This is a genomic window from Gluconacetobacter tumulisoli, from assembly GCF_014174155.1.
GTDB classification, from domain to species: Bacteria; Pseudomonadota; Alphaproteobacteria; order Acetobacterales; family Acetobacteraceae; genus Gluconacetobacter; species Gluconacetobacter tumulisoli.
Genome location: NZ_JABEQM010000018.1, coordinates 12,516 through 31,994, shown reverse-complemented (window position 1 = coordinate 31,994; position 19,479 = coordinate 12,516). Strand labels below are relative to the sequence as shown.

17 protein-coding genes are annotated in these 19,479 nt (G+C 69.3%); 11 read left to right on the top strand and 6 right to left on the bottom strand.

Features of this window, described 5'->3' with window-relative positions; genetic code table 11:
* Positions 1-58: 58 nt before the first annotated feature.
* The 3 genes from HLH28_RS16185 (at position 59) to HLH28_RS16175 (ending at position 2,561) form a co-directional block, all read left to right on the top strand.
* The gene (locus HLH28_RS16185; RefSeq protein ID WP_182961111.1) at positions 59-724 is read left to right on the top strand and encodes an alpha/beta hydrolase; all 666 of its coding nucleotides are present in this window, start codon (positions 59-61) and stop codon (positions 722-724) included.
* A gap of 177 nt (positions 725-901) precedes the next feature.
* Entirely contained in the window at positions 902-2,146 is a 1,245-nt protein-coding gene (tyrS, locus tag HLH28_RS16180; protein WP_182961109.1) for a tyrosine--tRNA ligase, read from the top strand.
* A 25-nt stretch (positions 2,147-2,171) separates the two neighbouring features.
* The gene (locus tag HLH28_RS16175) at positions 2,172-2,561 is read left to right on the top strand and encodes a DUF4186 domain-containing protein (protein ID WP_182961107.1); all 390 of its coding nucleotides are present in this window, start codon (positions 2,172-2,174) and stop codon (positions 2,559-2,561) included.
* 9 nt (positions 2,562-2,570) lie between these two features.
* On the opposite strand, the gene HLH28_RS16170 is transcribed toward HLH28_RS16175, so the two are convergent.
* Positions 2,571-2,924, bottom strand: a complete 354-nt coding sequence (locus HLH28_RS16170) for a Rieske 2Fe-2S domain-containing protein (RefSeq protein ID WP_182961105.1) — start codon at positions 2,922-2,924, stop codon at positions 2,571-2,573.
* A 120-nt stretch (positions 2,925-3,044) separates the two neighbouring features.
* Between HLH28_RS16170 and HLH28_RS16165 the strand changes: the two genes are divergently transcribed.
* On the top strand, positions 3,045-4,292 hold the full coding sequence (locus HLH28_RS16165) for an aminopeptidase (RefSeq protein WP_182961103.1): 1,248 nt from the start codon (positions 3,045-3,047) through the stop codon (positions 4,290-4,292).
* A 2-nt stretch (positions 4,293-4,294) separates the two neighbouring features.
* Entirely contained in the window at positions 4,295-4,786 is a 492-nt protein-coding gene (locus HLH28_RS16160; protein WP_246396297.1) for a hypothetical protein, read from the top strand.
* A 68-nt stretch (positions 4,787-4,854) separates the two neighbouring features.
* Here HLH28_RS16160 and HLH28_RS16155 read toward each other — a convergent pair whose 3' ends face one another.
* The 4 genes from HLH28_RS16155 to HLH28_RS16140 all read right to left on the bottom strand — a co-directional run bounded on the left by HLH28_RS16155 (position 4,855) and on the right by HLH28_RS16140 (position 10,055).
* The gene (locus HLH28_RS16155) at positions 4,855-5,973 is read right to left on the bottom strand and encodes a glycosyltransferase family 4 protein (RefSeq protein ID WP_182961099.1); all 1,119 of its coding nucleotides are present in this window, start codon (positions 5,971-5,973) and stop codon (positions 4,855-4,857) included.
* 158 nt (positions 5,974-6,131) lie between these two features.
* Positions 6,132-7,949: a heparinase II/III family protein gene (locus tag HLH28_RS16150; protein ID WP_182961097.1), complete on the bottom strand. Its 1,818-nt coding sequence runs from the start codon at positions 7,947-7,949 to the stop codon at positions 6,132-6,134.
* Between the two features lie 61 nt (positions 7,950-8,010).
* On the bottom strand, positions 8,011-8,688 hold the full coding sequence (gene rpe / locus HLH28_RS16145; RefSeq protein WP_182961095.1) for a ribulose-phosphate 3-epimerase: 678 nt from the start codon (positions 8,686-8,688) through the stop codon (positions 8,011-8,013).
* An 80-nt stretch (positions 8,689-8,768) separates the two neighbouring features.
* Complete coding sequence (locus tag HLH28_RS16140) at positions 8,769-10,055, bottom strand: RsmB/NOP family class I SAM-dependent RNA methyltransferase (protein WP_182961092.1); 1,287 nt, start codon at positions 10,053-10,055, stop codon at positions 8,769-8,771.
* Positions 10,056-10,278: 223 nt separating this feature from the next.
* Between HLH28_RS16140 and HLH28_RS16135 the strand changes: the two genes are divergently transcribed.
* From HLH28_RS16135 to HLH28_RS16110, 6 genes are all read left to right on the top strand, one after another.
* On the top strand, positions 10,279-11,070 hold the full coding sequence (locus HLH28_RS16135; protein ID WP_182961090.1) for a YggS family pyridoxal phosphate-dependent enzyme: 792 nt from the start codon (positions 10,279-10,281) through the stop codon (positions 11,068-11,070).
* A 66-nt stretch (positions 11,071-11,136) separates the two neighbouring features.
* Positions 11,137-13,137: a potassium transporter Kup gene (locus HLH28_RS16130; protein WP_182961087.1), complete on the top strand. Its 2,001-nt coding sequence runs from the start codon at positions 11,137-11,139 to the stop codon at positions 13,135-13,137.
* A 7-nt stretch (positions 13,138-13,144) separates the two neighbouring features.
* The gene (gene hemW / locus HLH28_RS16125) at positions 13,145-14,329 is read left to right on the top strand and encodes a radical SAM family heme chaperone HemW (RefSeq protein ID WP_246396309.1); all 1,185 of its coding nucleotides are present in this window, start codon (positions 13,145-13,147) and stop codon (positions 14,327-14,329) included.
* Between the two features lie 88 nt (positions 14,330-14,417).
* On the top strand, positions 14,418-15,524 hold the full coding sequence (locus tag HLH28_RS16120) for a nucleoside hydrolase (protein WP_182961159.1): 1,107 nt from the start codon (positions 14,418-14,420) through the stop codon (positions 15,522-15,524).
* 17 nt (positions 15,525-15,541) lie between these two features.
* Positions 15,542-15,988, top strand: coding sequence for a DUF1489 family protein (locus HLH28_RS16115; RefSeq protein ID WP_182961083.1), 447 nt, complete (start codon positions 15,542-15,544; stop codon positions 15,986-15,988).
* A gap of 128 nt (positions 15,989-16,116) precedes the next feature.
* Positions 16,117-17,385: a lytic transglycosylase domain-containing protein gene (locus HLH28_RS16110; protein WP_182961081.1), complete on the top strand. Its 1,269-nt coding sequence runs from the start codon at positions 16,117-16,119 to the stop codon at positions 17,383-17,385.
* On the opposite strand, the gene HLH28_RS16105 is transcribed toward HLH28_RS16110, so the two are convergent.
* On the bottom strand, positions 17,366-19,291 hold the full coding sequence (locus HLH28_RS16105; protein WP_182961079.1) for a glycoside hydrolase family 3 C-terminal domain-containing protein: 1,926 nt from the start codon (positions 19,289-19,291) through the stop codon (positions 17,366-17,368). The two genes, HLH28_RS16110 and HLH28_RS16105, sit on opposite strands and share 20 nt — an antisense overlap.
* Positions 19,292-19,479: the final 188 nt, after the last annotated feature.

Below are 19,479 nucleotides of genomic sequence, written 5' to 3'. Positions count from 1 at the left end.
ACAGTAACAACTCCACCGCCATGCCCATGGGCGCGGAGAGACACATCGCGGGATACGAATGCCTGAGGTCATGTTCGCCGGCCCTGACGGCCGCCTGGAGGGACGTTATCACCATTCGAGCGAGCCCAATGCGCCGCTCGCCCTCGTTCTCCACCCCCATCCGCTGCATGGCGGCACGATGAACAACCGCATCACCTATGCGATGTATCGCTCGTTCGAGAAGATGGGTTTCTCGGTCATGCGTTATAATTCGCGTGGGGTCGGCCGGTCGCAGGGTCGCTATGACGGCGGCATCGGCGAAATTTCCGACGCCGCGGCGGCGCTGGACTGGATGCAGATGGTCAATCCGAACGCCGAGGGTCTGTGGATCGCGGGCTATTCGTTCGGTGCGTTCGTCGGCATGCAGCTGCTGATGCGCCGGCCGGAAATCACCGGCTGGATCAGCGTGGCCCCGCCGGCGAATCATTACGATTTCGGCTTCCTCGCGCCCTGCCCCTGCGGCGGCCTGATGATCGCGGGCGAGGCCGACGAGCTGGTTCCGGAACCCGCGATCCGCAAGCTGGTCGACAAGCTGAACACCCAGAAGGGCGTGGCCGTCGATTATCGCGTCTTTGCCGGCGCCGACCATGTCTTCGCCAACCATGCCGACCAGGTGGCCGACGCGCTGGAAGATCATGTCGGTACCGTCATGACGCGCGGCGCGCTGGCCCTGGCCGCGGACTGACACGGCCGGCCGAACGGGTGAAATTCCCGTTCGGCGGCAATTCCTCGGTGTTTCGTACTACCAGCCGGGCCGATGCCGGCGTCCTTGCCGGGTTCATGTCGCGGGACGGGCGTGCTAGTGCATGGCGCGACCCGTTCCGGCCCCGGCCGGCCCGATACGAAACCAGAGTGACCGATCATGCCCCAGAGCGAATTCCTCCGGGAAGCCGAAGCGCGCGGCTTCATCTTCCAGTGCACGGACATGGAGGCCCTGGACGCCGCCATGCAGGCCGGACCGGTAGCGGGCTATATCGGCTTCGACCCCACGGCCGACAGCCTGCATGTCGGCAGCCTGATCCAGATCATGATGCTGCGCCTGCTGCAGAAGCACGGCCACCGGCCGGTGGCACTGCTGGGCGGCGGCACCGCGCGGATCGGCGACCCCTCGTTCCGCGAGGAAGCCCGCATGCTGATGACCGGCGACACCATCGCGGCCAACCTGCGCGGCATCGAGGGCAGCCTGCGCCAGTACCTGTCCTTTGCGGATGACAGCACCGGGGCGGTTCTGGCGAACAACGCGGACTGGCTGGACCGGCTGTCCTATATCGACCTGCTTCGCGACGTGGGCGTGCATTTTTCGGTCAACCGGATGCTGTCCTTCGATTCCGTCCGCTCGCGGCTGGAGCGCGAACAGGGGCTGACCTTCCTGGAATTCAACTATTCCATCCTGCAATCCTACGATTTTCGCGAACTGAACCGGTCCCTGGGCGTGACCCTGCAGATGGGCGGGTCCGACCAGTGGGGCAACATCGTGTCGGGCATCGACCTGGTCCGCCGCACCGACCAGAAGCAGGTCTTCGGCCTGACGACACCGCTGCTGACCACCGCCTCGGGCGCCAAGATGGGTAAGTCCGCGCGCGGGGCGGTCTGGCTGTCGGCGGACAAGCTGCCGGTATTCGAATACTGGCAGTTCTGGCGCAACACCGAGGACGCGGATGTCGGCCGCTTCCTGCGCCTGTTCACCGACCTGCCGTTGGCGGAATGCGACCGCCTCGCCGCCCTGCGGGACGCCGAGATCAACGAGGCCAAGAAGATCCTCGCGACCGAGGCCACGGCCCTGTGCCACGGCCGCGCCGCCGCCGAGGCCGCCGCGGAAGCCGCCCGCCGCACCTTCGAGGAAGGCGCGGCGCCGGCCGACCTGCCGACCCGCCCGATCCCCGCCGCCTTGCTCGAGGCCGGGATCCCGGCTTTCCGCCTGTTCGTCGACAGCGGGATGGCGGCCAGCAATGGCGAGGCCCGGCGCCTGATCCGTGGCGGCGGCGCACGGATCAACGACGTCCCGGTCCGTGACGAAGGCGCCGTGATCTCGACCGTCGACCTGACGGACGGCGCGATCAAGCTGTCGTCGGGCCGCAAGCACCATTTGCTGGTACGCCCGGAATAGGCTGGACGAGGCGCAGGAGGGGGCAATGACCACAAACGCACCGCCGCCTGCCCCGCCTCCGCCCGTTCCCGATGCGCTATGGGCGCAGCTCGGCCGCTCGGCCTTCCGGGCGCGCTTTCACCTGGACGCACGCGACCGCGCCTATCTCGACGCGAAGGGCATCGCCAGGGTGATGTCCCATGCCGCCGATTTCATCGCCGGACGCCTGGCCCCGGCCCATCCGGCCCGCGACGGACGGCAGACCCCATGGCGGGGCCATCCCGTCTTCGTGGCGCAGCATGCGACTGCAACCTGCTGCCGGTCGTGCCTGGAAAAATGGCATCGCCTGCCGAAGGGCCGCGCGCTGGCACCGGTCGAGCAGGCCTATGTCCTGACGGTGATCCGAAGCTGGCTGGACCGCGAACAGGACCGGTAGGCCCTCGCGTCATTCCCTTTCGGTTACGGCATCGATCCAGACCCCGCCGTCGCGCAGACGGGCGTCGAATCGCCTGACAATGCATGTCGGGTGGGTCGCCCCATCGGGCCCCACGGCCCGGCCCGCTTCATCGAATGCCCACAGATGGAAGGGACAGACCAGCCGTCCGTCCGCGACATACCCGGCGGACAGGCGGGCATCACGATGCGGGCAGCGATCCGCGAACACGCGCGGCCCCCCGTCGGATGTCATCCAGACCACCAGCGCCTGTCCGCCGATCACGACGCGAACCGGCCGTTCGCGAACGGCCGCGATCCCGCACAACCGAACGCCGTCGCCTTCCGCCCCCGCGACATCCGCCATGCTTCGGCCATGCATCCGCGCCATACCCCCGTCCTGCCTGCCGATGCCGGGGTGTTGCCTAGCCCGGCGGAAGCGATCACGCTACGCTGGAAACATCAGGAATTACAGGATGACAGGTTCATGACTTCCTCATCATCCCATGACCGGCTGCTGGACCGTTTGGGCGAGGTGGCGGTCCGGATCGGGCTGAATATCGCACCGGGCCAGCAATTGCTGATCACCGCGCCGCTCGACGCGGTGCCGCTTGTCCGCCGGATCACCGAACATGCCTATCGGGCCAGGGCATCGCTGGTCACGCCGTTCTTTTCGGACGACGAGATGACGCTGGCGCGCTTTCACCACGCGCCGGATGCCGCTTTCGACGTCGCGGCGGGCTGGCTGCAGGGCGGCATGGCCAATGCCTATCGCGACGGCGCCGCGCGGATGGCCATTACCGGCGGCAACCCGGTCCTGCTGAGCAACGAGGACCCGGACCGCGTCGCCCGCGCCAACAAGGCCAGTTCGCTGGCCGGGCGCCCGGCGATGGAACTGATCACCAATTTCGCCATCAACTGGAACATCGTCGCCTGCGCAACGCCGGCCTGGGCCGCGCAGGTCTTCCCCGACGATGCGCCGGACGTGGCCCTGGCCCGACTGTGGGACGCGATCTTCCTGGCGTCGCGCGTGACGGTGGACGACCCGGTGGCGGCATGGACCGAACATAACACGACACTGCACCGCCGCGCCGACTGGCTGAACGAACGCCGGTTCGCCGCCCTGCATTTCACCGGCCCCGGCACCGACCTGACCGTGGGCCTGGCCGACGGCCACGCCTGGGCCGGCGGATCGGAACCCGCACGCAACGGCATCGTGTGCAACCCCAACATCCCGACCGAGGAAGTCTTCACCACGCCGCACGCCCTGCGTGTCGAAGGCCATGTGCGCGCCACCAAGCCGCTGTTCCACCAGGGAACGCTGATCGACGGGATCGAAGTACGCTTCGAAGGCGGCCGGATCGTGGAGACGCACGCGACCCGGGGCCTGCCGGTGCTGGAGCGGATCCTGGCGACCGACGAAGGGGCGAGCCGCCTGGGCGAAGTCGCCCTGGTGCCCCATTCCTCGCCGATCTCGCGGAGCGGAATCCTGTTCCGCAACACGCTATTCGACGAAAACGCGTCCAGCCACATTGCGCTGGGCCAGGCCTATACCAAATGCATGCTCGATACCGACGGCCAGACGCCCGAGCAGATCGTGGCCCGGGGCGCCAACAGCAGCTTCATCCATATCGACTGGATGATCGGTTCGGCCGAAATCAATGTCGACGCCATCACCCAGGATGGCGGTCGCGAACCCCTGATGAGACATGGCGAATGGGCCAATCCGGTATGAAAATGCGCATCTCCCTCCTGGCGACGGCCCTCGCCGTCGCCATTCTGCCCGCCGCGCCGGCCCTGGCGCAGCAGCAGGGCGGCCTGCCCCCCGGCGTGGATCAGGCAACGTTCCAGCGCGACATGCAGGAGGCGGCACAATATCCGTTGCCCGCCGATTTCCTGCCCCGCATGACCGCCACGATCCGCGCTATCCAGGCCGCCCGAATCGCGCCGCCGAATGCGCCGAACCTGTCGCTGGCCCAGACGATCGACCGCACCGCGTCCGTCCCCGGCCTGTCCCCGATCCTGTCCGCCCACGGCTTTACCCCGCGGGAGTTCGTGTTGGGCATCACCACCTTCGGCCTGACCGAGGCGCTGATCCAGCAGCCCCCGCCGGCCGAGGCGCATGCGCCGCAACCGAATCCTGCAAACGTGGCGCTGATCCGCAATAACCCGCAGGCAGTCCAGGCCCTGGCGCAGGCCATGGGCGGCCCGGGCGGCAGCCAGCAGTAACCGCCCGGTCCCGCAGGCGGGGCAAGGGCCCATAGGTCCTTGCCGGGCCGGGCAGTGCCCGACCTGCCTTACTCGACGGTGCCCAGCAACCCGTCGAGGGTCCGGTCGATAACGCGGGCCTCGTCATACCTGGCCAACGCGCGGGCGCGTCCGGCGGCCCCCATCCGGGCGCGCAATGCCGCATCGCGGACCAGACGCGTCAGCGACCGGGCCAGCGGATCGACCTCGCCGGCCGGCACCAGCAGGCCGGTCCGTCCGTTGACCACCTGCTCCCGCGGTCCGCTGATATCGGTCGCTACCACAGGCAGGCCGGTCAGCATCGCTTCGATCACGGACATGGGCAGCCCCTCGAAATGGCTCGGCAGGGTGAAGATATCCGCCGCCGCCAGCAGGGCGGGAATGTCCCGACGATATCCCAGGCAGCGCAGACGCCCCCCCAGCACGCGCCGCGCCTCGGCAAAGCACGCGTCCAGCGCCTGCCCGTGATCCGAGGCCAGGCGTTCGCCGACCACCCACAGCATCGCGTCGGGTACATGGGCCATCGCCGCCAGCAGTTCGGGATAGCCCTTATGCCGGACCAGCCTGGACACGACGACGATGACCACCGCGTCGTCGGGAATGCCCAGTTCGGCCCGGACGCGCGCGCGCGCCTGCGCGTCCGGATGGAACTGTGCGGGATCGCGCCCGTTGCCCACCGCCAGGGCAGCCGGATGGATATGCAGGCGCCGGGCGTCGTCGGCTTCCTGGGACGACACGGTCAAATACCGGTCGGTGATTCGCCCCGCGCACCATTCCAGCACCAGCGACATGCCGCGCCGTACGCGTGAACCCGGCTGGTTGAACAGGAAGCCGTGGCAGGTATAGGCCACGCACGGCACGCCGCACAGCCGCGCCGCCAGGCGGGCCAGCAGGCCGCTGATGGGCATGTGGGCATGCACGATGTCCGGCCGTTCCCGTCGGATCAGGCGAATGAGCGCGATCAGCGCCCGTCCCTGCGCCAGCGGCGAGAAAGACCGCGCCATCGGCAGCGCTTCCACCCGAAATCCCTCGGCGCGGACATCCGCCAGCAATGCCCCATCCGCACAGACGCCGACAACCTCGTGCCCGCGCGCACGCAGGCCGCGCATCAGCGGCAGCAGGAAATGCCGCAGAGAAAAATCGACGTTCGTGATCTCGAGAATCTTCATCGTTCCGGCAAGCGGCCCTCGGAAACTGCTTTTCAGGAAAACCTGCCGGGCAGAAGTGCAGCGCTGTGTGGCACGCCCGGCGCGTATTTCACGGGGGTGGAGCGGAACCCGGAAAACGCACGTCGGATCGCCGCCCGTGCGCTTTTACAGACAGACCCTTAGCCATCGGTCCGCATCAGGGCCCAGCGCACGACCTGCCGCGTCCGTCCCCCGGCCTCCGTCGGACCACTCGCGGCAACCTCCGGCGTCGATGGCGCAGGTGCGGGGGCTTCCTCGGCTGCCGGCTGTTCGGATGCAGAGTCCTCGGTGGCAACTGGAGCCACCCCGCCGTTTTCGGCGCTTTCGGTCCCGGGCGATTCTCCAGCCATTTCGGTCCCCGGTTCTGTCTCCACCGCGATCGGGGGGGACTCGGCCGGCCCCTCCCCGTCGCCGGGCCGGACCCTGACGACGATCTGACGGGTCCGTTCCGGCGCCGTCCCGCCGAAATAGACGCTTTCCTCGAGGCCGACGATGCCGCCATCCGCGCGGAATCGCCAGATTCGTCCGCCGACATCCAGAACGATCACCTGGGCGTCGGCATCCAGTTCGGCCTCGACCGACGGATGCAGATGGAACCGCAAGACGAAGGACTGAAGGCGCTCACCCTCCACGACCTCCTCGCCGCGTAAATTCTCGCCGCCGTCGCCCAGGTAGAGACGTCGCCGCCATGATGCCCCGAACGACGCATGATAGCCGTCATGGGCCAGATCCAGCCAATGGGACCCGTCCTGCGCAAACTGTTCGACCGTCACATGCGCCGGGCGCCGCTGGATCCCGCCCTGCGGGGCGAAATCGGAGGACGAGCTGTCTTCCAGGACCAGCAGCGAATGGGCGGCGCTCTCGCGCAGGGCACGACGCCATTCCGGCAGTTGGCCGGCCCCGCAATTGACGATCAGCCGCTGCCGCGCGACCGAAAACTCGAACGACAGGGTACCGGCATGGGCCTCTTCGTCGAAGCCCGGCGGCGGCGGTGCGGCGGCGTCGACCAGCAGCAGCGAGCGCCCGACCTGCAGGCGGATGAAACCGCCATCGGGCATCGCCGTCGCAACCACCCGCGCCCGCGTCGCCTGCGACAGGACCATCTCGATCATCGCGACGCTGCCGGCATGGCTGCCGTTGAACAGCGCCAGGCCGCCATCGCCATGTCGCAGCGCCCGCAGCACCGGACTCATCCGGTCCAGGGCCAGGGCCAGGGAATCCGGCACCGCGATCTGCGCCGCCTGCAGCATCACCCGCATTTCCGCCAGTTCGCGCAGCGCCAGGAACTGGATCTCCGGACTGCGCTGGACATGACATCCGTCCTGCAGGACCTGACGCGCCAGTTCTCCGTCGATATAGCGCATGAAGCGGGCCAGGAAACCGTTATGGTCCGGCATCGCGACCGCCGCGGCCAGCAGGCCCTTGAACGCCGTCAGCACCCGCCAGTCATGCGAATCGGGCGGCAGAAGGGCGGCCAGCGTCCGGCCCTCGGTCAACAGGCGCGTCATCAGGCGCTGGCGAAAGGCGTCGTCGGCGGACGCGGCAAAGAAATCGTAATGGCCCAGCCAGGACGCCAGCCTGGCCCCCGTCACCGCGCAATCGCGAACCATCGGGTCGGTCGGCGGGTGGGACAGCCAGTCATTGACCAACGCCCGCGCCTGCAGCCGCGCCGAATCGGTGCCAACGGCACGCAGGTCGCGCAGCCAGGTAAATCCATGCAGATGGGCACGGAAACGCTCGGGGTAGGAGAGATCTTCCCACCGGCCGGGACCGATGCGGCGGGTGACGCCGGCATGGGTCAGGCTGCCCTTTACCAGGCGCGCGCCCGACGCGGGGTCGCCGGGCCACAGGTCGCGAATCGCGTGAACGGGGGCAGGCGGCACGCGGCCCAGCCCCGCCAGGGACGGCAGGCGCGCCAGCGAAAGGCGCGCATCCTGGCTCCATCGTCGCAGGACCATCAGGCCCCTCTCATCCCACGGCGTCCGGTCATCCTCCCGACGACCGCAAGCCCGGTTTTCGTCATTCGGGCCGTCGTCCCGCCTCGCGCAAGGCAGTGATCGCCCGGCCGTAATCCGGCTGGCCATAGACCGACGTGCCGGCCACGAGCATGTCTGCGCCGGCCGCCGTGGCCAGGGCAGCGGTCTCGACATCCACGCCGCCATCGACGCCGATGCGGATATCCCGTCCGGTCGCGTCCGCCATGCGCCGCAGGGTACGGATCTTGTCCAGCTGGCTGGTCAGGAATTTCTGACCGCCGAATCCCGGATTGACCGTCATGACCAGGATCATGTCCACCAGGTCCAGCACCTCGGCCACCGCCTCGGGCGGGGTGGCGGGGCACAGGGCGATGCCCGGCTTGACCCCCAGCGCGCGCACATGCTGAAGCGACCGATGGGTATGCGCCCCGGCCTCGATATGCAGATGGATATGGTCGGCCCCCGCGCGGGCGAACATTTCCAGGTACGGGTCGACCGGCGCGATCATCAGATGCACGTCGAACACCAGGCCGGATTGCGGCCGCAGCGCCTTGATCAACTGCGAGCCGAACGACAGGTTCGGCACGAAATGGCCGTCCATCACGTCCAGGTGCAGCCAGTCCGCACCCGCGCGTTCGACGGCAATCACTTCCTCGGCCATGCGGGAGAAATCGGCCGACAGGACACTGGGGGCGACGAGGGGAGGAAAATGAGCAGGCATGGCCATAGTGTAACAGGAAATCACAGCCTCGGTGCAAGCGGTTGCGTGCGCGCTGCGCCGTACCGCCCGATCACGTTATCCTAGCGACGGCGAAACCGCGCGGCGAAGAACCCGTCCATGCCGCCCTGCTCCGCCCACAGCCCGGGATGTGTCCGCAGCCAGCCTTCGGGCGTCCGGGCCTCGGGCAGGGCCGCAAGCTCCTCCAGCGTGAAAGGGTCGGGCTCCAGCCCCATCGCGATCGCCGCGCGAACGCGCTCCGGCCCTTCCTCGGGCTGGAGCGAGCACACGGCATAGACCAGGCGCCCGCCGGGACGCAGCATGTCCCGCGCCGCCGCCAGCAGGCGGTCCTGCCCCGCGGTCAGGGCCGCCAGGTCGCGCGGACGCTTGATCCACAGCACGTCGGGATGCCGGCGCGCCGTGCCCGTTGCCGAACAGGGTGCATCCAGCAGGACGGCGTCCAGCGGGATGTCCGGCCGCCACGCGACCGCGTCGCCCTGCACCGTCACCACGCGTTCGATCAGTCCCAGCCGATCCAGATTTTCGCGCAGGCGCGCCATCCGCCCGGGCTCCCGCTCCACCGCCGTGACGTCGGCGCCGGCCAGCGCCAGCTGCGCCGTCTTGCCCCCCGGCGCCGCGCACAGGTCGGCGACCCGCTCGCCGGGGCGGACGGCCAGCAGGCGTGCCGGCAGGGCCGCCGCCGCGTCCTGCACCCAGAACGCCCCGTCGGCATAGCCCGGCAGGTCGGCGACGCGGGTTCCCGCCGGCAGGCGCACGCTGCCCGTCGGCAGGATGATCCCATCGGGCGGACCGGCGGCGCCGGGCCGCAGGGTCAGGTCAAGCGGAGCCTCCTGCCCCAGGGCCTCGGCCACCGGGCGGGCCAGTTCGCCCCACGAACTCCACAGCCAGGGGGGTACGTCCAGTCGGGCCTGATCCAGCCCCTCCAGCGCGCCGCTGCCCGCCTGCGCGACGCGGCGCAGCACCGCATTCACCAGGCCCGCGAATGGCGTCAGGCCCCGCCGACGCGCCAGGGACACCGCCGTGCCGACGGCCGCGTGCGCCGGGGTGTCCAGCAGCAGAAGCTGCGCGACGCCGATCAGCAGCACCACGCGCACGGGCGCAGGGGGCTCCTTCTTCAGGAAGGGTTCGAGCACCATACCGGCCGTGCCCATGTGCCGCAGGACGGTGGCCGCCAGCCGGTGCGCCGCCGCGCGGTCGCGCGCATCCGCGTCCTTCGCCGCCGGCGAATGCTCCAGGCTGGTTTCCAGCATCCGCCGGTGCTCGACGACGCCCAGGACGATGTCGAAGGCGATATCGCGCGTCGGATCGGTGTCGGCCACGCGCGGCCGGCTCCTTGGTCCCTGGCTCATGATCCTGCGGCCTCGCCCTTTTCCCAGTCCCTGGATTACGTTTCGAGCGTGCGTCACCGCACGACGGTTCGAGGCGTGCGTCACCGCACGACGGTTCGAAGCGTGCGCTGATGGCACGACCCGGCCGGCGCCGCCAGCCCCCAGCCCCGAAAACCGGCCCCGGCCGCACGAAAGACCCCCCGGCCCCCTTGACCCGTGGCCCTGCCGGGCCAACCGTAACGCGATGATCCCGTCCCTGCCCGACCCCGCCGCGCCCGTCGCCGAGGCGCCCGCGACCGATGCACCAGCCGCCTCCGGCACAGCCGTGGCCGGGGCGCTGGCGAACATCCGCGCCCGGATCGCCACCGCGGCACGGCAGGCGGGGCGCGACCCCGCGGGGGTGACCCTGGTCGCCGTCTCGAAATTCCATCCGCAATCCAGCGTCATCGCCGCCCTGCAGGCCGGCCAGATGGTATTCGGCGAAAACCGCGTGCAGGAAGCCGTGGCGAAATTCCCGCCCCTGCGCGCCGAATGGCCCGACATGCGGCTGCACGTCATCGGCGGCCTGCAGACCAACAAGGCGCTGGATGCTGTGCGGATCGCCGACATGATCGAAAGCCTGGACCGCCCGGCGCTGGCCGACGCGATCGCGCGTGCCGCCGACCGCGCGGGGCGGCTGCCGGACCTGCTGGTGCAGGTCAATACCGGCGACGAGGCCCAGAAGTCCGGCGTCCCGCGCAACGAGGCCGATGCCTTCGTCACGGCCTGCCGCCGCCGGTTCGGCGACGCGGTGCGCGGGCTGATGTGCATCCCGCCGGCCGACCGGGATCCCGCCGCGCATTTCCGCTACCTGGCGGAACTGGGCGGCCATCATGGCCTGACCGTCCTGTCGATGGGCATGTCCGCGGATTTCGAGGCGGCGATCGCCGCAGGGGCGACCCATGTGCGCGTCGGCAGCGCGATCTTCGGCCATCGGCCTCCGGCTCCTGCGAATGGGCGGGTCCCGGCAACTCACCTTGCCGCCCCCGGATCATGACGCTATGCGAGGACAAGGTCGGCCTGCCCGCCGTTCCCCCTACCTGAACAGCGGAGACGTCACGACATGACGCCAGCCTCGGGCGATCCCGCCCCCGGACCCACGCCCGCCGCCCCGGCCGGGCCGCACGCACCCGGGGACAGCTCGCCGGCCAGAAAGGCTCCGCAGGTTACGGAATTCGGTGCCGACCAGCACGAACATGCCGCCAATCCGGTCGGCTTCGCGGCCCTCATGGTCGTGCTGGGCGTGGTGTTCGGCGACATCGGCACCAGCCCGCTCTACGCCCTGCGTTCCACCGTCATGATCGTTTCGCAGCATCACCAGATCGAACCGTGGGAGGTGCTGGGGGTCGAAAGCCTGATCATCTGGTCCCTGATCCTGATCGTCACCGTCAAGTACGTCCTGCTGGTCATGCGGGCCGACCACAACGGCGAAGGCGGCATCATCTCGCTGATGTCGCTGGCGCAGCGCGTATCTGAAAACAACCGGCTGAAGCTGCTCCTGGGCATGGTGGGCATCGCGGGGGCCTGTCTCTTCTTCGGCGACGGGCTGATCACCCCCGCAATTTCGGTCCTGTCCGCCATCGAGGGGCTGGAGGTCAGCTTTCCCGCCGCCCACGGGCTGGTGATTCCCCTGGCGATCCTGGTCCTGATCGGGCTGTTTTCGGTGCAGTCCTACGGCACCGGCAAGGTCGGCACCGTCTTCGGACCCGTCATGCTGGTGTGGTTCAGCATGCTGGGCATCCTCGGCGCGCTGGAAATCCTGCGCCATCCCGGCATCCTGATGGCGATTTCCCCGGTCTACGCGATCCGCTTCATCGCGTTTCACGGCTGGCTGTCGTTCATCGCGCTGGGGTCGGTGGTACTGTCGGTCACCGGCGCGGAAGCGCTCTATGCGGACATGGGCCATTTCGGCCGGCAGCCGATCCGCTATGCGTGGCTGTTCTGCGTCCTGCCCTGCCTGGCCCTGAATTACCTGGGCCAGGGGGCCCTGATCATCGCCACCCCGTCCGCGCTGAACAATCCGTTCTTCCTGCTGGGTCCGCACTGGATGCAGATCCCGATGATCGTGCTGTCGACGATGGCGACGGTGATCGCCAGCCAGGCCGGGATCTCGGGCGGGTTTTCCCTGTGCCGGCAGTTGATCCAGCTGGGCTACCTGCCGCGCATGCGCATCACCCATACCAACAAGAACGAGGAAGGGCAGATCTACCTGCCTGAATTCAACCGGTTCCTGATGGTCGGCGCCTTGCTGCTGGTCGTCTCGTTCCGCAGCTCGGATGCCCTTGCCTCGGCCTACGGCATTGCGGTGACGGGCACGTTCATGTGCACCTGCGTGCTGGCGATGGTGGCGTTCCGCAGGCTCTATCACTGGTCGCGCCCGGCGGCCGTCGCGACGTTCGGCGGCTTCTTCATCATGGACAGCGTCTTTTTCGCGTCCAACGCGCTGAAGATCCCGCAGGGCGGCTGGGTGCCCGTCCTGCTGGGCATCACGCTGACGCTGATGATGACGACGTGGAAACGCGGCCGCGGCCTGATCATGAGCCGGCAGAAACTGGACAGCCTGCCGGTCAATTCGTTCCTCGCCCGGCTGCCGCAATCGCGCACCATCCGCGTGCCCGGCACCGCCGTGTTCATGACCGCCACGCCCGAATTCGTACCGACCTGCCTGCTGCACAATCTGAAGCACAACAAGGTGCTGCATGAACATGTGCTGTTCGTGACCGTCCAGACCCTGGACCAGCCGGAGGCCGCGCGCGGCCATCGCGTCGCGTTGCAGGAACTGGCCCCGAACATCTATCGCGTGATCCTGCGGTACGGCTTCATGGAAACGCCCAACCTGCCCCGCGCGCTGGAAGACCTGAAGGCCAACGGCATCGATTTCGACGTGCTCCAGGCGTCCTACTTCACCAGCCGGGAACTGCTGGTCCGTTCCTCGGTGCCGAAGATGTCGCGCTGGCGGATGTCGCTGTTCCTGCTGATGGCGCGCAATGCCACCCCCGCCACAGAATTCTTCCGCATCCCGCCGGACCGCGTCGTCGAACTGGGCGTGCGGCTTGCCATCTGACGCCATCCTGCCCGCCGGGGCCGAGCCCCTGGCGCTCTATGTGCACTGGCCATTCTGCCTGGCCAAATGCCCGTATTGCGATTTCAACAGCCATGTCCGCGACATCATCCCGCAGGCCCGCTTCGCCGCGGCGCTGCGGCGCGAACTGGCGCACGAGGCCGCGCGCCTGAACGCCCAGGGCGGACGACGCCGGCTGGCCTCGATCTTCTTCGGCGGCGGCACGCCCTCGCTGATGGCGCCCGACACCGTTGCCGCCCTGATCGCGGACGCCCGCGCCCTGTTCGACGCGGCCCCGGACCTGGAAATCACCCTGGAGGCCAACCCCACCAGCGTCGAGGCCCAGCGCCTGCGCGCGTTTCGCGACGCCGGGGTCAACCGGATCTCGCTGGGGATCCAGAGTCTGGACGAGGCGGCACTGCGCCTGCTGGGACGGGAGCACTCGGCGGTGCAGGCCGTCGCCGCGCTGGACTTGGCGCGCACCCTGTTCGACCGGATTTCCTTCGACCTGATCTATGCCCGCCCCGGCCAGTCCCTGGCGGACTGGCGGGCGGAACTGGACCGGGCGTTGTCGCTCGTCTCGGACCATCTGTCCCTGTACCAGCTGACGATCGAGCCCGGCACCCGGTTCGAGGGACTGCACCGCCAGGGCCTGCTGGCCTTGCCCGACGAGGACGACGCCGCCCGCCTGTATGAGGAAACCGCCAGCGTGGCCGCCCGCCACGGCCTGCTGGGCTATGAGGTTTCGAACTACGCGCGGCCGGGGGCTGAGAGCCGCCATAACCTGACCTACTGGCGCTATGGCGATTATCTGGGTATCGGTCCCGGCGCGCATGGCCGCATGACGCTGGATGGCAACCTGCACGCCACCCGCCGCCACCGCGCGCCCGAACCCTGGGCCGAGCGGGTCGAGCGCCACGGCACGGGCCTGATGCAGGACGAAATCCTGTCCCCCCGCGACCGCGCGCGCGAAATGCTGCTGATGGGCCTGCGCCTGACCGAGGGAATCGACGAGGCCCGATTCGCCCGGCGCACCGGACTCGCGATGGCGGACGCCCTCGATCCCGCCATTCTGGAAGCGGCGACGGAAGAAGGCTATCTTCGCCGCGACGCAACGCCGGACGGGACGATCCTGCGCGCCACGTCGTCGGGTCGCCTCCGGCTGGAGGCGCTGCTGGCGGCGCTGGTGCTGTAAGGGCGCCCGTCCGACGCCCCACCCACCGTCTCACAGGACCCGCATGACCCCCTTCCCCTCCCGCGCCCGCCATCGTTCCGTCCCCGACATGCTGCGACGGGGGGCGGCGGCATTGCTGGCCGCCGGCCTGCTGGCCGGAGGGACATCATCGGCGGCGCGGGCCGCCGAACCGCAATTGGTGATCGAGGACAATGATTTCCTGGGTCCGGGCGGGTCCGACCAGCAATCCATCATTCCGTTGCTGTTCAATCCTGCCGTGAAGGTCCTGGGCTTCACGATCGCCAGCGGCGACGCCTGGGAAAACCAGGAATCCGCCCATCTGCGCCGGTTCCTGGAAATCATCGGCCGGACCGACGTCCCCGTGGCCGACGGCGCCGTCTATCCGCTGATCAACAGCGTGCCCATGATGCGCCTGCGCGAACAGCAATTCGGCATCATCCCATGGAAAGGCGCATGGGGCGGAATCGGATCGATCGACGGCACGCCGTCGGTCCAGCCGCCGCTGCCCCACCAGAAGGAAGGCGACCCGACGATGCGTCCCGTCGATGAAAGCGCCGCGCTGTTCCTGATCCGCCAGGTCCATGCCCATCCGCACCAGGTCACGATCGTCGCCGCCGGACCGCTGACCAACCTGGCGCTGGCGATCCGCATCGACCCGACCTTCGCCGCCACCGCCCGGCAACTGGTGTTCATGGGCGGCCTGCTGGACACCAGCATGAAATCGGTGACCGGGAACGCGGATTTCGCGTCCGACTTCAACATGATCTTCGACCCCGAGGCCGCCCATATCACGCTGACCGCGCCGTGGGCGGCGATCACGGTCGTCGGCAACGTGTCGAACGACCTGATGATGACGCGCGACTATCTGAAGCAGATCATGCGGAAGAAGACGCCGATGACCGACTATATCGGCGCCTATTACGACCCGCTGCCGATGTGGGACGAGATGGCCACCGCGATCGCCGCCGATCCCACCCTGGTCACCGCGTCGGTCGAAGCCTACATGGACATCGATATCTCGAAGGGCCCGAATTACGGCCACGCCTATGTCTGGCCCGACCAGACGGCCCCCAAGGCGATGGGCGTGCGCAAGGTCCGGATCGTGCAGTCCATCGATTCGCGGCGATTCCTCGACACGTTCCTTCGTCAGGCCCAAAGTGACGTGCCAGTACACGCCGCACCCGTCCACCACTGAGGACACGCCCCGCAATCATGCTCCACCTGGTCAAGCTCGCGGTCGGGATCACGTCCCTCGACGACCTGGCGCATCGGCAGCAGACGATGATGGACGGCGCCGGCGACGGGCTGGACGGCACGCGCATGGACGGACGTCCCTGGCTGCGGACCCGGATGTTCCCTCGCCGGGCGGAGGACATCCTGGCTGGCGGGTCGCTCTACCGCGTCATCGGCGGGATGATCCTGTGCCGCCAGCGGGTCGTGGACATCCGCCCCGATGTGCGTGAGGATGGGGCGGCTTGCGCCCTGGTGGTGCTGGACCCGTCGATCGTCCCGGTCACGCCGCGACCGATGCGGCCGTTCCAGGGCTGGCGCTACCTGTCCCCTGCCGACGCGCCCGCCGATTTCGGCGGCACGACCGGCGCGGGCGGCGCCTTGCCCGAGGCCCTGCGCCGCGAACTGGCCGGCCTGTGCCTGATCTGAACGCCTGTCTGGAAATGCGCGCAGCTGGCGATCCGACGCGCATTTCCAAGCAGGCTCCGGCCGCCCCCGCGCGCAGGATTGCGCGAAACGCTGCCCGGGCGCAGCATGCCGCCATGGCCGGACGCCCCATGCCATCCGATTGCACCGCCCCCACCGACGCGCCGCGTGCATCCGGCGGGCGCGGCAATGTCGCGCGGGGGGCGGCGATCCGTCTGTCGCTGCTGTGCGCGGCGGCATCGCTGGCGGCCTGCAGCAGCGGGCCAGCGTCGCGCTATTCCCGCTATTACGCCCGCAACGGGGCCTATCGCGCACCCGGCCCGGCCGAGGATCCCTGGCGGCCCTATATCCTCGATGCATCATCGCGCTTCTCGGTCCCGCAGGAGTGGATCAGGGCGGTCATCCAGCAGGAATCGGGCGGCCACGAATATCTGGACGGCGAGCCCATCACCTCGTCCGCCGGGGCGATGGGCCTGATGCAACTGATGCCGCAGACCTACGCGGACATGCAGCAGCAGAACGCGCTGGGCCCCGATCCGTACGAACCGCATGACAATATCCTGGCGGGGACCGCCTATCTCCGTCAGATGTACGACCGATACGGCGCGCCGGGCTTCCTTGCGGCCTATAATGCCGGACCCCAGCGGCTGGACGATTATCTGCAGACCGGGCGCGCCCTGCCGAACGAAACCGTCAACTACCTGGCGTCGGTGACACCCAACCTGGGCAATGCCGTCGCCCTGAGCGGCCCGCTCGCCGCCTATGGCGGGGCCACGCAGATGGTATCGGCCTCGCCGACGGCCCTGCCGATCGTCATGGCGTCCGCCACCCGTCCCGCATCGCCCGCGCTGCCGGTAGTCGTTACCCCGACCATCGCCAATCCGACCGGCGGTCAGCCCGTGCAATACGCGGCGTACGTCCCCCGTGCACGGATCGGGCGCGCCGCGCGGTGCGCGCAGAATCCGGACTCGGCATATGACCCCGACGCGCCATGCCCGCCGGCGTCAGGCCCAGCAGGGACGCTTCCGCCGCCCAGCCCGACCGTGCCCGAAGTCCTCGCCCCTCCGATCGCATCCGCGCCGCGCATCGTGCCTGCCGTGATCCGCATGCCCGCCGCGCCGCACGTGCTGCCGTCGGACGGCGTGAATTACGGCCAGTGGGCGGTCCAGGTGGGCGCCTTCACGTCGGAAGGCCAGGCCCGCTTTGCCAATACCATGGCCCGACAGGCGGCGTTCACCGCCCTGAACGGCGCACGCAGCGTCGTGCAGCCCGTCCCCCTGGCCGGCCGTGCCCTCTATCGCGCCCGCCTGTCCGGGCTTGCGCAGGGCAGCGCGGCCTCGGCCTGTTCCACGCTGCGCCAGCAGGGCCTGGCCTGCATGGTCATTCGTCCCGGACAGTAGAATCCGCCGCCAGCACGGGGGGCAGGGTGCCGGGCACGTGCATTTCCGGCAGATGCAGGGCGACCTGCCGCACCAGATTGGCCGAATGGGGCCCCAGCGAGACGGCGTAATCACCCGCCGGCACGACCCATTCCAGGGTCGGCGCATTCCAATGGCCCAGCAGATGCGCATCGATGCCCACCGACAGATGCGCGCCCTGCCCCGGCGCCAACTGCACCGTACGCCAGCCCACCAGCCGCTTGGGCGCGTCCCCCGCCCCGGCCGGCAGGTCCAGATAGACCTGCGGCACGTCCCGGCCGGCGCCGCTGCCGGCATTCGTCACACCGAACGACACGACCAGCCGCGTCCCGTCGCGGGTGACGCGCAAATCGGAATAGGCGAAGCGCGCCCGATTCGACAGGCCGTATCCAAAGGGGAAGAGCGGCGCGACATGCGCGCGGTCGAACGCCTTGTATCCGGCCCGGCCGAAATCGGCTGGCGCACGGCCGCCCGTGAAGGTCGCCGGCAGCCGTCCAGCGAAATCCCTCTGCCCGGTCAGAAGCGCCGCCAGCGCCGACGCACCGCCTCCACGCCACGACCAGGCCTGCACGACACCGTCGACCAGGTCCAGCCACGGCATCGGCCGATCCGGATCGTCGGACAGCAGGACGACTACGACATGGCCGCCATTGCCGGCGATCGCGGCGATCAGTCGGTCATCCTGGGGCCCGTCGGAAAAGACCAGCACACGGTCCGCCTTCGCCGCGTCGGCAGCCACCACGCCGTCACCCGGAGAATCGGCCGCCACACGAACGCCCAGGCCCGTACGCCGCATCGCCTCCGCCACCGCGCGCGCCGCATCGTGCGTTCCGTTCGTGCCGACCACCAGGACCGGCGCGGCCTGCGTCCCGCCCAGCGGCAGGACGGCATTCTCGTTCTGCAGCAGGACCGCACCCTCGGCCACCTCCTCATCCAGAAGCGGGTCGCGCGCGGATGCCGGGCTCGATGCGCCATGGGGGGCGACATAAGGCGGCGGCCGATCGATCACCCCCGATTCGTCGAGGGTCCGCAGGATCCGCTCCGCCATCGCATCCAGCCGGGTCCACGGCACGGCCCCGGTCCGCAGGGCCTGGCGCAGCGCCACGACATACAGGCCGTCCGCAGCTGGCGCCCCCTCCAGGTCCACCCCGTCGGCGATGCTCGCCAGCAGGAACGGCAGGCGCGACGCCCCGTCGCCATCGGCCTCGCGGTCCGCGACTTCGGCGACCATGCCGCCGAATCGCCAGCCGTCACGTATCGTCCGCCCCATCCCGTCCATGTCGCCGCACGGATGGGCGGCGGCAACGACGGCCCGGCACAGGATCCCCCCGCCACGGGCCTGTCCGATCGCCAGGTAGAGGCCCAGCATCCGATCCTCGGTCATGCTTGGGGGCGTCGCGCCGGTACCGGCATCGTCACCCCCGAACAACGGCAGCACATGGCCGGACATCAGGCCGGCGGCCATCGCCCCCATCACACTGCCGGCCAGCAACGGGTCCTCGCCATCGCGCGCACGTCCGGCGCCCGTCGGGCCGACACCCCCCACCGGCAGGATCGCCTGCCCGGTCGCCCGCACCGATCGGGCAGACGCCTGCCCGACCCGATGCGCCAGTCCGACATCCCAGCTTGCCATCAGCGCCAGGGGCGATGCGGCGCCCCCTGCGTCCTCCAGTGCCATGCGCACCGTCGGCAGGCCGACCCTGGGAATGCCCGGCAGGGCGACGATGGTCGGCTGGCCCGCCTGGGGACGGGGCATGCGAAGTTGCACAAGCGCCAGCTTATCCTCCGGCGTCAGGCGCGCCAGCAGGGCCGCCAGCCTGGCCGGCCGTTCGACGCCTCCGGCCGACGCAATCCCCCGGTCCCCGATCATGGCAACACTGACCGCCATCACGACCGCCAGGGCCCTGCACCCACGTCCCTGTCCGGCCCGCCGCCTCTTCACGCCCGTCACCCGTACCACCCTCGTCCTGCTTTCTTGTCATTGGAGGCGCGCGCAACACCTCGACCGTGTGCCCCCTGCATCGCCGGCCCCGCAGCATTTCGCAACACCCCATGCCTCAACGCGCATGTGGCGAA